Source organism: Pseudoalteromonas sp. 1181_04 (assembly GCF_052850545.1).
Genome location: NZ_VXCS01000034.1, coordinates 1 through 12,910, shown reverse-complemented (window position 1 = coordinate 12,910; position 12,910 = coordinate 1). Strand labels below are relative to the sequence as shown.

The following is a 12,910-nucleotide window of genomic DNA, read 5'->3' as shown; positions in this document are numbered from 1 at the left end:
TTACCTACAGCACTTATCTAAAAGCAATTTCAAGTTTTTTGTATACACCCAGGCATGCTGAATAAAGTGACAATAAAATAGAAAAAAACCACAAAATATTAATAGTGAAAACCACTCTGGTGCTAAAAAATATTCGAAACTTAAACCAAGTAACATGAATAACGTGCCAAAGGTCACAAGCACTAATAATGCCTGTCTATCACTAAAGCCTAAACGCATAAATATATGGTGTATATGATCTCTATCTGCTTTGAAGGGTGATTCTTTCTTTTTCACTCTACGATACATAATTGCAATCATATCCATCAATGGCAGCGCAAGTAAATATAAAGCCGTCACAGGCCTGAAAAGTGACTCACCGTTATCCCCTGGCTTTAACGATAATACTATTAGCCAAGTAATTAAAAAGCCAACAAGCATAGAGCCTGCATCGCCCATAAACACTTTATTTTTAAGCAACTTGAAGGGATTAATATTAAAAAATAAATATACGGAAAGCGCTACGATCATTGCTAAGCAAATTGTAAAAATAGTTGAGTGTGAGTTTATATATGCAAGTATTGCAATCCCACTTAATGACACTATTGAAGAAGCACCAACTAACCCATCAATACCATCCAACATATTGAACGCATTAATTGCAGCAACAACCGCAATGATTGTAAATAAAATACCAAATATACCCATTGAAATATTACCAAGACCTAATATATCACCTAGATGCGATATATAGTGGTCTTGATAAAATATTAAACTAACCGTAAATATAGACTGAAAAAACAATCTAACAGTAACACTCAAATCATACTTATCATCGAGTGCACCTAATAATACAATTCCCATTGCGACTATAAATAGTGATATCAGCTCACTGGTTACTGGTCCTACAATAAGCAAACTTGCAAAAGCACCGAAAAACACACAAATACCACCTATTAATGGCACCATGCCATCATGAAGCTTTCTTTCATTGGGCTTATCCAATAAACCAATGTTCACAGATACTTTTTTCATAATAATTAACGAAAAAAGTGTTACTAATGATGAATAAATGATAATACTCAATTTTTTGTCCTTGCAAACATTTTATATGAGTGAAAAAGAAAACCAAATAACATACCAATAAACATACCTATAATAACGATAAGAACACGCTTAGGTGAACTCGGCTTTTCAACCACTATAGGTGGATCTAATGTTTTTAAAACATATTCATCTCTTGCATTAGCTAACATTTTCTTTTGTAGTTGTTGCTCTATTAAATTATAAATTGCGCCTTTAACTTGACTGATATTGGTACTTTCAATTGATTTTTCTAAAAACTGAATATTTTTATTCGCTTCGCTTATATCGCGCATCTTCATTTGATTATTGAGCTCTGCGATCAGATTTACTAGCATTTCTTGAGCAACAACAGGCGAATAATGATTTATTGAAACTGTAATAAATCCGGTTGTTTTTTCAGTTGAAATTCTTAACGTATTTTTTTTAAAATATTTGAAAATCTCTTGTAACGACGGCTCTTTTGAAGAACCGTCGTCATTCTTAACCCATTTTGATTCAACAGCTAAATAGTCTGAGTCAAATATAGGTGTGTTATCTTTTTTATTCCAGCCTGTATGAGCCATTAACTCATCAGCATAAGAAAACTTCTTTATATAATTTGATATAAATTGATAGCTTCTTAAAATTTCTAGGCCTTCATTTACTTGTCCAGACCCTGATTCATTTAAATTAATACCGGCTAAAGATGCGACACCACCTAATTGAGATGACAATCCATCTAACAAACCACTATTTTTACTTTCGTTAGGCGCTAGTATTGTTGATGATGTATAAATATCAGCACGTGTAAAAGCAAATAATACAGCAATTAATGCAAATACAACTCCTGAAATAAAAATACTCCACTTGCCTTTGCGTATAAAATTAAATACATCTCTAAGGTCTATTTCCTGCTCTTCGAGCTTATATTTTTCTTTCACTATAGTTGCCTATATACTACTAATCGCAGCGACTGCTACACCAAGTTGATAAACGATCTGTGTAACGGTACTCCACAGCGTGAGATTGTCCATATAATTTGAGTTAAGCGGCACTACTATTGTGTCACCAGCTTCAATCAGCTGAGAATCATTAACAGCAAACCAACTACCACTATCAGGAATTTTAACTGAACCGTTTGCTTTAATAATGTAAATCCGTTCATCATCCGCACGCTCTTTTAAACCACCACTTAGGGCTATATAATCTTTAAAGCTGGTTCCTGCTTTGTATAAATGTGAGGTTGCGTAATTTACTTCACCGATGACGCTGATAGAGTCGCGTTTACTTGGCACATATAAAGTGTCACCATCTTGCAGCACTAAGCGTTGTTTGTCTTCAACGATTAAAGGTAAATCAATAACGAGTCTACCAACCGCTTCTACATTAGCTAAGTCATTGAGTAACTTATTCATCTCATCATACGAAAGTGAATTGCTACCGACCGAATTTTCAAAACTCTTCTGCGCTATATCTCTGCGTAATTCTTCAGATAACTTAGCGAGTTGCTGTTGCTCTTGTTTACGAATTGATTCTCGAGTGAAAATAGCTGCTTTTTCTTCGGCAAACTCTGAAAAACCACCAGCGCGCTCTAGTAAGTTAGTTAATGTTTCACCACGACGAATTGTATACGACCCAGGAAATTTAACTTCACCTTTTAGCTCAACTTTTACATTTTCTTGCCAGTTAGGGATTGAGAATACATTTAAACTGTCTTTACTACGAAGAATGCGATTATCATCAGACTCTCCAAGTATAGCTTTATGCAAATTAAACTTAATATGCTCTACTTTTGATGCATCACCAGCTAATATACGGGTAATTTCAGCTTGCTCTGTATAAGCAGATTCAAGTAGACCACCTGCTGCAATAATAAGATCATTGACCTCACTACCTATCGTTAATGGATAAATCCCTGGATAAGTAACATGACCATTGATCTCTACCAGTTGCATTGCTTGTCTAACATTTGCTTGCAGTTTTAACTTTGCGATAACCGGCTTTAGTAAGTTATTACGACTAAACAGAGCATAATCTTCAGGCTTTAGTTTTTGCTCTTCTTCTTCAGCTTTGCGTTTTGAGATTTCAGCAATAGTTAAGTTTGAAGTATCCTTTAGTTGTAATTCCATATCATCTGTAGCAACACCAATGTATTTTTCAAACTCTTTCTTTTGGTATTTATGCCATTGCTGAACTTTCACCTGCTGCGCTTGCTGTTCTTCGGTGAGGGCCATATTTTTTAAAGCTAACTCTTCAGCTTCTTTTTCTTCGTAACGACTAAAAACTAATAGTTTATCGTTTGCTTTTAACTCAAAGTCATGTGCAGTTGCTTTTACAATAGCTTGCGCTATGTCGAATTGACGCACTTCAATATCACCTGAAATATTAATTTCACGCACTAATAAAGCGTAACTAAGGTCAGCTTGTGGTAACAAATCGCCACGAACAGACGTTAATACATCCGAAATATGCTTGCCTTGATACCATTGATAATTACCTGGTCGTGCAACAGCACCAATTACACTAATTGAGTTTTGATACTGCAAGCTTACAGGATTAAAGCGAATTCTATCGCCATCACGTGGGATATACGCAATATCTTTGCCGCTAAAGTCTACTGATAAAATTTCTTTAGCATTGTAATTATTAAAACGCTCTACAATTGCTTTTTGTGCATACGCTCCAGGCTTCAAGCCACCGGCCATTTTTAATACGTCTTGGGCATTTTCATTATTCTTCAATTCAAATATAGCTGGGCGCTTCACTAACCCTTCAACGGCTACTTGTGAACCAACTGGTGGAATAAATACTACATCCCCTGGCTTTAAGATGATGTCGTTGCGGCTATCACCTTTTATAAGTAGATCATAAAGATCAAAGTTTGCAACAACTTTACCAGCACGTTTAACTTGAATGTTACGCAAAGATGCAATTTCAGATACACCGCCGCTAATAAACAAAGCATGTGACACTGTGGTCAACGACGATACGCTATAACTACCCGGCTTATGTGCTTCACCCAATACTAAGATACGCATGCTGCGTAATTTTCCTAGCGATACAAACGCTTTTACACCTATAACTTCTTGTGCAACTTTGGCTTTGATAAGTTCTTTTATTTCGCCGAATGTAAGTCCAGCAACTTCAACAGGGCTTAAATTAGGGATATTAATTCGGCCTTCGCGATCCACATTAACTTCATAGCTTTCACTTTCCTTGCCATAAAAATTAATTTTTAATTGATCACCACGGCCAATTAGATATGTTTCTGGTACTGCCGCATTTTCACTTGGCATAAATGTAGTTGGCTCGCCAGAAAATAACTCGTAGCCAAATGGTTTTATTTCGTCTAATTGTGGCTTAAAGCGCTCTTCGTCTGTTAACTCAGGCTCTTCTTGTAATTGGCGAGGCTGAATTGTAGGCTCATCCTCTTTTATTGAGCTTGATGATGATTTACCGGTAATTGTGGATAGATCGACACCATACTGCTTTGCCAGAGCCTCTTGCTGGGCTTTTGGCAGCTTTTTAAATTGTTCAATCTGCGCTGCACTCGGTGTAAATGCAAATGCAGATGCTGTTGTTAACAGTAAAAAAGTTATTAAAAATCGTTTAAAAAGCATCACAAGTAGGTTTATCCCAAGAACTACAGCCAAAAGATTGGCTATTCTACATTATTTCACTACAAATAAAAAAGAGACTTTCGTCCCTTTATTTCACTTAAATGTCACTAAATAGAGCTAAACTGTTAAAAACTGTAAACCAGTGTCAGCGACGTTTCTGTGTCTGTACTTTCTTTATCATCAGCAACATCTGAGTTGTTGGTGATGTTGTAAGCAACTTTCATTTGTAATGAGCCATTTATCTTAGCTAAAAGTGCAGTCTCTGAGCGTGTTTTAGTGTTGGTATCACCATATTCAACTGCAACTAACTGAGTAAACTTAGCGTTGTCAGATATCTGCCAATTATAATCAAGCTTACCTAAAGCAATAACTTCACCTTCACGCTCACCAGCTAAAGAGTTGCCATTTTCATCTACTTCACTACTTGTATCAGGGTATTGAAAATATTTATAACCAGGACCAATTTCAGCATTTAGCCACATGTCAGAACGATCTAACAAGCGTTGACCATAACCAGCTGAGATAACCGACTCACTGCGATAAGCGCCAAAGTAATCTGAAACATGTGAACCATAGATATATAAATGAGCATGATCTTCATTTAATTTATAGTTACCTTGTGCTGATAACGAATATTTTTCGTTAGTACGCTGCTTTTCTTTTATACCCGCTTCATTTTCAACGTTGTCTTCTTTATAAAGACCGTTAATTTTATATTCGTTATTCCAGCTTTCTAAGTTATGTAATGCCTTGATGCCACCCTTAAGAGTGGTTGTTTCAGTATTACCGCTAGTTATGATTGCACCTAGCTCACTGGTAACTTCCCATGTTCTAGCGTCTTCTGCGAATGCGTTAGTTGTAGCTGATACTGCAACTAAAATTGATAAAAGCTTTAATTTCATTAAAAATAACCTTTGTTACTTGTATATTGATTAATCTTGCTTGTGCAAATGAACATCCATTTGCGGAAACGGAATAGTGATATCCGCATCATCTAATGCGATTTTAATGTTCTCAATTAAAGACCAATAAGTTGGCCAGTAATCGCCTGAGTTAACCCACGGACGCACAATGAAATTTACGCTTGAATCTGCTAGTTCAGACACTGATACGTTATAAGCTGGATCTTTAAGAATGCGTGACTCTTGATCTAGTACTGATTTAAGTACTTCTTTTGCTTTGCGTAAGTCTGCATCGTAACCAACACCAATAACTAGATCGATACGGCGAGTTGATTCGCGCGAGTAATTAATAATTGAGTCAGACATAATTTTAGAGTTTGGCATGATGATAACTTTGTTATCTGGTGTGCGTAGTTCAGTAGAGAAAATTTCGATTTTTTTCACTGTACCAGCTTTACCGCCAGCTTCGACATAATCACCCGATTTGAAAGGACGAAGTAATATAATAAGTACGCCAGATGCGAAGTTAGATAATGAACCCTGCAGTGCTAAGCCAACTGCTAAGCCTGCAGCACCTAAAATAGCGATAAATGAAGTGGTTTCTATGCCTATTTGTGACAACGCCATTAAGATTGTTGCCATAAATACGATGGCATAAACAATGCTTGATACGAACGAACCTACAGCTTTATCTACTTTCTTTTTATCGAATGCTTTTTCAGTTAGGTTAGAGCAAAATTTTGCAACACGACCGCCCAGTAAAAAGATCACCAATGCAATTACAGCTTGAATGCCATAATGCAAAATCAAACCTGAGTTTTCGTTTATCCAGTTAAGTATTGTATCCATTATCACTCCTGATATTCAGTATTAAGCAGTTTGCTGGTTAAATTATATCTGATTTCAATTTATTATTTAATTAATTAATCTATTTATCTTTAAAAGAACGTCTTTAGGGTTAATTTTTATTTTACCCAACCAGATAAAAAACGATTTAAACATTCATTCTCTGGCTGCTTTATGAACAAAAATATTCAATTTTAAATTTTTTTCACTTTTTTTGCTCTTAACCCTTCACAAGATTTATTATTTTATGTATTATCCGCGCCACACCAAACAAGGTGTGTTGTGGCGGTTGTAGCTCAGTTGGTAGAGCCCCGGATTGTGATTCCGGTTGTCGCGGGTTCAAGCCCCGTCAATCGCCCCATCTTTTCCCTTCTTATCTCAATATCAAATACGTTCTTAAAATTCCATTTTATTTATTAATTAATATTAAGCACAAACCAAAAATAATGGCTGAAGCCTGTTCCTACAAGAAATATACACATGCATTACTCGTATGAGAGCGCTTTAGCGCCGATTGGTTGTTGCATATAACCTAAGCCTAAACACAATCACGGCTGAAGCCTGTTCCTACAAGCAACATACAATACACACACATGACCTCGTAGGAGAGCACTTTAGCGCCGATTGGTTGTTGCATATAACCTAAGCCTAAACACAATCACGGCTGAAGCCTGTTCCTACAAGAAATATACACATGCACCATCCGGTAGGAGAGCGCTTTAGCGCCGATTTCATAATTTAATCTATACTTCATTAAACCGTTTTATATTTAAAGGATTAAAATGAAACTTCGGTCACAGCAGCTACGTCAACATCGTCACTCTATTATTAACCACTATTATTCTGTGACCACATTTACACATCAACGAGTTAAATTATTTGAGGATTTTTGTAATGCGCGAATTCTAATACGCTCACTAAAACAATCTGATTTAAATGGCTTAACTAAAACAATTTGCTTTGTAATAATGCCTGATCATATGCATTGGTTATTGCAGCTGAAAACACAAGATTCGCTATCTTCGGTGGTGGCTAAAGTGAAAGGGCGTACATCATTTCTCATGCAAAAAGCTAAAAATGAGCAAATTTGGCAAGCTGGTTTCTACGATTCATTAATTCGAGATGAAGAACATTTATTACATCAAGCAAGATACATAGCTGCCAACCCAATGAGAGCCGGTATTGTTGACAACCTTGGAAGTTATCCCCATTGGGATTGTATTTATTTAACCCCCTCTGAACATGACTAACATAATCACGGCTAAAGCCTGTTACTACAAGAAATATACACATGCACCATCCGGTAGGAGAGCGCTTTAGCGCCGATTGGTTGTTGCATATTATCTAAGCCTAAACACAATCACGGCTGAAGCCTGTTCCTACAAGGAACATACAATACACGCACATGACCTCGTAGGAGAGCGCTTTAGCGCCGATTGGTTGTTGCATATAACCTAAGCCTAAACACAATCACGGCTGAAGCCAGTTCCCACAATAAATACACGCATGCATTATCCCATAGGAGAGCACTTTAACGCCGATTGGCTTTTGCATATAGCCTAGGCCTAAGCAAAATCACGGCTGAAACCTGTTCCTACAAGAAATATACACATGCATTATCCCGTAGGAGAGCGCTTTAGCGCCGATTGGTTGTTGCGTATAACCTAAGCCTAAGCACAATCACGGCTGAAGCATGTTCCTACAAGAAACATACACATGCATTATCCCGTAGCAGAGCGCTTTAGCGCCGATTGGTTGTTGCATATAACCTAAGCCTAAACACAATCACGGCTGAAACCAGTTCCTACAAGAAATATACACATGCACCATCCGGTAGGAGAGCGCTTTAGCGCCGATTAGCGTACCCTCGCTAACTTTACTCTCGCCAGCTCGCAAGCTGCTTTCTTGCAGACAAAAAAATGCCACCTTTCGGTGGCATTACACACGGGATTATTTCTACATTATAGAAATTCTTTTCAAAAATCAGGTTCTAGGTTCTAGGTTCTAGGTTCTAGGTTCTAGGTTCTAGGTTCTAGGTTCTAGGTTCTAGGTTCTACAAAGCTAAACTTTTACCTTGAACCTTTCAACTTTAATCTTACTTCCAGCTTTTCATCTTGTGCCCTTTTACAGCATAGAAAAGAATGAATAAATAACAAGGTAACATTACGATATAAGCGCCCTGCTGGGCCGCGGCAGAATCCACACCACCACTTGCTAGACCCCAAAATAGAGGACCAAATGCCCCACCGGCGATGCCCATTACAAGCAGGCCAGAACCAACACTGGTTAATTTACCTAACCCAGACAACGCTAACGGCCATACCGCAGGCCATACAATAGCATTAGCAAATCCTAACACAGCTATCATCAATAGTGTATCTGGTAATTGCACTTCTAAACCAAGCGCTGTTGCGATCACAACTGAACTAGTATCGCTAAATACCACGGCAAGTGTTAATACACAGCCTAAAATTGCAGACACACTTAGCGCTGCTTGCTGCGAAATAACACGCGGAATAAGCACAATACCAACTATATAACCTAACACCATGCAGCTCATTGTATAAGAGGTCATGACACTATATTTTTCAATACCTAGCGACAATGCAAAAGTACCAATGGTATCGCCTGCAATCACCTCCACGGCTACATAAACGAATAATGCAACCACACCTAATGCTAGGCTTGGGTGAGAAAGTGCTTCTTTTACTTGTCCTTTAGCACCTAGCTCCTCATCATCAATAAGCTCTGGTAATGGCATTTTTGTCACTGCAAATGCCAATGCACCAATAAATAGCGCTAACCCTAAATAAGGATAAATTAAACTATTTGCCATTGAATCAATTTCAGCTTGTGATAAATCTTTACCAACAAGGCCGGTGAAATCACTTAGAATTAATGCTGTAAATACGATTGGCGCAATCACGCCAGCGCCTTTATTCAATATCCCCATGATGCTCACACGTGCTGCGGCCGATTCCTCAGGCCCAATCCGAACAACATACGGGTTAACTGCAGTTTGCAACAAGGTTTGCCCTGCCCCCATAACCAACTGCGCAAATAAAAACAGCACAAATACTTGAGTTTTTGCAGCTGGAATAAATAATAAACCTGCCACCATCATGGTTGCCATACCGAGTGCCATGCCATTTTTATAACCGACTTTACGAATGATCATCGCCGACGGTACAGCAGTAAACGTCACCGCTATATAAAACGAGAATAAAATCAGTGAGGCTTGAAATGGACTCAGCTGTAATACTTGTTTTAAGTATGGCATTAGTGAACCATTTAACCAGGTTGCAAAACCTAGGATAAAAAATAAAGTGGCAACAATGGCCATGGGTATAAAATTACTTTGTTTATTTATTTTTGACACTGTGGCTTCCATAAAACTTCTTCTTATTGCGAGCTATCGTTATAATTATTTATTGCAATTAAGTTCAAAAAACTTAAATCGACGATTAGCGTTGCTGTATTTTATAACACCTTGGCGACATTTAAATGACAATGTAGAAACAAAAATGACAGCGCTGCCATAAAACTTTACGTTAATTACAGCCATATTACTAGTAACAATTTATTTTACAACGACACAAAAAAGGGCCTTTATGGCCCTTTCAAAACGTAATTAGTTACTAATATATTAATTTATATGAGTAATTCTGCTTTTTAGTTTGCTATCTAAGCTACTACGTAATGCTACAGACTGCTGTTCAGAAACACTGATCGGAGCTGTATATTGCTGCCAACTCGCGCCATTATCTAAACTATACTCGGTATTTAAATATGTAAATGGCGTATTAACCTCAAGCTGACCATTGTTAATCACGCCACCGGGTACCGGCAAATGTAAAGTTATGCCTGCATTGGCCAATTTATTAAGCTCTTTCAAACCAACTGCAGCAGAGAATTGTGCCCAGTCTTTTTCTTGGCTTTTACGATCAACCTGCTCGCCTTCCCATGGTGCTTTATGCCATGCACGCTCAGCAACAGACAGAATACGCGGGAATATCATTGCCAATACTTGATCTTCGGTTCGAATAGTTTCAGACCAAACTTGTCCTTGCATACCTAAGATGTTTTCTGGCTTTTCTAATTTTGGTAGTGGACGACCAACTAAAGCTTCAAGGTTATCTATCGGCTCCCGTGTTCGGGTGTAATCTGCATTTGCATACACATCGTCTGGCATATAATTAAATGCTTTTTTAGTATCGGTATAGCGAGTTGCCCAATAATACCCACGTTCTTCTGGGTGAGCTTCATAAGGATGGTCAAAGTATAAGTGTGTACCATGCGATAGAATCACTTGGTAGCCAGCATTGGCAAGGCGATAAGCTCTGTCTGCAACACCCCACTCCCAAATATTGTCCCAGACGTTTGCTGTAAAGGTTTTGTTTGGAAACTCGTCGCGCTTAAATGGGTTTGTTTGGTCATACATTAAACCATCTTCCCATGCGCCAGGCGAAATCCCGCGTTTTTCAAGTAACTTGGCCACACGTTGTGTAAAGTAAGGTTTAAGATCTGCGGCACCGGCAACACCATTATTTGGATCGGCAAACATTGCTTGGCATATTGGCGAGCCAACCCATGAACCGGCCCCTACTTCATCACCACCAAAGTGCAAGTTAGTCAATTGCACACCGGCTTCGCGGTACATTTGTTGTAATTCGTAAGTAACCTTATCTAAAAAAGCGTAGGTTGAATCCATACATACGTTCATCGAGTTATCTTTGTAGTTTTGCACCGTCATATAAACCGAGGTGTCTTTTGGATCACTCAATAAATACTGGGTTGCAGCACTGATATCGACTTGCTGCGTTTCTTTCCCCGCATTCTTTTTATTAACAAGCTTATTTTTGGCTACTCGTTGCGCCTCATCGGCAAGCTTATGATAACGTGCTTCCATTGCTTTAATTGATGCGCGAGCATGCCCCGGCCCTTCAATTTCTGGAATAATCTGAATATGGCGATCTTTAGCAAACTTTAATAATTCAACAAATTCACTACGAGTTAAGTAACCGTTACCTGAGCCGGATTTAAATGGTCCGGTGCCTAACTGGGTTAATAAACATTCTCTTTCTTCAAGGTCAAAACAGCGATAACCACCAATATCAGTTAACTCTGGTAATCCTGGAATTTCTAAGCGCCAACCTTCATCTTCGGAAAAGTGCCAATGTAGTTTATTCATTTTATAACGCGCCATTTGCTCAACCAATTTGAACATAGCGTCTTTACCGTGATAATTACGGCCATTATCATAGTGCATGCCACGCCAGCCATAGCGTGGGCTGTCTTCAATCTCAAGTTGTGGAATGTCTACAGTCCCTTGGCTATTTGCTGGGAGTAGATTAAGTAAGCTCTGCATGGCATAGAATACACCGGCATTATCACTACCAACAATTTCAATACGATCGTCATCTATTTCAAGAGTGTAACTTTCTGATTTACCATCGGCCAACTGTGGATTTACTTTTAAGCTGATCAGTTTTTCTTTTGCTAGTTTGATGTGATCTGGCTGGGCTTTTAAGGTCAGGCCATAGTCATCTTGCAAATCTTGCATAAACACCATGACTTCGTTCTTTAACTGACCTTGGAAAGTGATCTGCCAGCTGCTATCAAGTGTCGCAGTGCCGCGATTAAACTCTACTTTTTGTGGCTTTGGAATGATCCGCTTTAATGCGTCTTGTTGCGATACTTGACTTGTCGTTTGTTGATTACGCTCAAAACGCACTTGTGGGGTGACTAATACCGTTAAATCTTTTGGCTCGTTATAACGGCGCAGTTGATTTTCACGCTCAAACGGTGCAACAAACTGGGTCATATCTTCACTGTCAGTATTTGCAAAAATAGCCGGTTTATTATCACCAGAGACAAAAAAAGCACGTGGCATAAAGTCAGAATAAGCAACCACCCAAACTTGAGCGTCAAACTCAAGTACTAAGCTTTTACCTGAAGCTAACCCTGTAAAGTTTTTAGTTGGGGTAATGCGGTGTAAATCGCCATTTACGTGTTCAATATTTAAACCCGCAACTAGCTCAGTACTGATCTTACGAACTGAGTGAATATACAACTGCCAGTCACTTTCACCTGCAGGAAGTGCAATATCAGATTGGTTGTTTAGTGTAATTGTCCCTAAAAAACCAGCGGCTTTATTATGAAAGTTATCAACCACAGCAAATGTCAGGGTGGTTTCTTTGGCAAAGTTATTCACATCATTTTGCGAAAACTGCGCCTGCGCCATTAATGGCATTATCGCGATCAAACTTGCTAAAGTTCGCTTTTTAAAATCCATTGCTCTCTCCTCGTTGTATACCCTAAGACTACGCATTTCCCCCCACGTAATCTGTTATTTATTATTATTTATTCACCTCCATCATATAAAAGATAAAATGACAGCGCTATCATTAATTGAAAGAATAGGGAATAGGGAATAAGCGGTAAGCGGTAAGCGGTAAGCGGTAAGCGGTAAGCGGTAAGCGGTAAGCGGTAAGCGGT

Annotated in this window: 8 protein-coding genes and 1 tRNA gene; 2 read left to right on the top strand and 7 right to left on the bottom strand. The window is 38.4% G+C overall.

What is annotated here, in order from left to right:
• The 5 genes from wecA to FW757_RS20825 all read right to left on the bottom strand — a co-directional run bounded on the left by wecA (position 1) and on the right by FW757_RS20825 (position 6,415).
• On the bottom strand, positions 1–1,065 hold the full coding sequence (gene wecA, locus FW757_RS20845) for a UDP-N-acetylglucosamine--undecaprenyl-phosphate N-acetylglucosaminephosphotransferase (protein WP_182794893.1): 1,065 nt from the start codon (positions 1,063–1,065) through the stop codon (positions 1–3).
• Complete coding sequence (locus FW757_RS20840; protein WP_182719273.1) at positions 1,062–1,985, bottom strand: Wzz/FepE/Etk N-terminal domain-containing protein; 924 nt, start codon at positions 1,983–1,985, stop codon at positions 1,062–1,064. The genes wecA and FW757_RS20840 overlap by 4 nt, the downstream gene beginning before the upstream one ends.
• 9 nt (positions 1,986–1,994) lie before the next feature.
• Complete coding sequence (locus FW757_RS20835) at positions 1,995–4,664, bottom strand: SLBB domain-containing protein (RefSeq protein ID WP_182719272.1); 2,670 nt, start codon at positions 4,662–4,664, stop codon at positions 1,995–1,997.
• Between the two features lie 125 nt (positions 4,665–4,789).
• Complete coding sequence (locus FW757_RS20830) at positions 4,790–5,566, bottom strand: DUF481 domain-containing protein (protein WP_149980544.1); 777 nt, start codon at positions 5,564–5,566, stop codon at positions 4,790–4,792.
• A 30-nt stretch (positions 5,567–5,596) separates the two neighbouring features.
• Complete coding sequence (locus FW757_RS20825) at positions 5,597–6,415, bottom strand: mechanosensitive ion channel family protein (protein ID WP_145236563.1); 819 nt, start codon at positions 6,413–6,415, stop codon at positions 5,597–5,599.
• Positions 6,416–6,697: 282 nt separating this feature from the next.
• Between FW757_RS20825 and FW757_RS20820 the strand changes: the two genes are divergently transcribed.
• Both FW757_RS20820 and FW757_RS20815 read left to right on the top strand, forming a co-directional pair.
• Positions 6,698–6,773, top strand: a tRNA-His gene (locus FW757_RS20820).
• A 421-nt stretch (positions 6,774–7,194) separates the two neighbouring features.
• Positions 7,195–7,662: an REP-associated tyrosine transposase gene (locus tag FW757_RS20815; RefSeq protein WP_446441654.1), complete on the top strand. Its 468-nt coding sequence runs from the start codon at positions 7,195–7,197 to the stop codon at positions 7,660–7,662.
• 845 nt (positions 7,663–8,507) lie between these two features.
• Here the strand turns inward: FW757_RS20815 and nagP are convergent.
• Together nagP and FW757_RS20805 are read right to left on the bottom strand one after the other, a co-directional pair.
• A complete protein-coding gene (gene nagP, locus FW757_RS20810; RefSeq protein ID WP_182794895.1) occupies positions 8,508–9,803 on the bottom strand; it encodes an N-acetylglucosamine MFS transporter NagP in 1,296 nt (431 codons plus the stop codon).
• 255 nt (positions 9,804–10,058) lie between these two features.
• Positions 10,059–12,707 (bottom strand): family 20 glycosylhydrolase, encoded by a 2,649-nt coding sequence (locus tag FW757_RS20805; protein WP_446441653.1) that lies wholly within the window; start codon positions 12,705–12,707, stop codon positions 10,059–10,061.
• Positions 12,708–12,910: the final 203 nt, after the last annotated feature.

Excerpts from the sequence above, each read along its gene's own strand:
- FW757_RS20835 (WP_182719272.1), bottom strand. The coding sequence starts at position 4,664 with ATGCTTTTTAAACGATTTTTAATAACTTTTTTACTGTTAACAACAGCA.
- FW757_RS20830 (WP_149980544.1), bottom strand. The coding sequence starts at position 5,566 with ATGAAATTAAAGCTTTTATCAATTTTAGTTGCAGTATCAGCTACAACT.
- FW757_RS20825 (WP_145236563.1), bottom strand. The coding sequence starts at position 6,415 with ATGGATACAATACTTAACTGGATAAACGAAAACTCAGGTTTGATTTTG.
- FW757_RS20815 (WP_446441654.1), top strand. The coding sequence starts at position 7,195 with ATGAAACTTCGGTCACAGCAGCTACGTCAACATCGTCACTCTATTATT.
- nagP (WP_182794895.1), bottom strand. The coding sequence starts at position 9,803 with ATGGAAGCCACAGTGTCAAAAATAAATAAACAAAGTAATTTTATACCC.
- FW757_RS20805 (WP_446441653.1), bottom strand. The coding sequence starts at position 12,707 with ATGGATTTTAAAAAGCGAACTTTAGCAAGTTTGATCGCGATAATGCCA.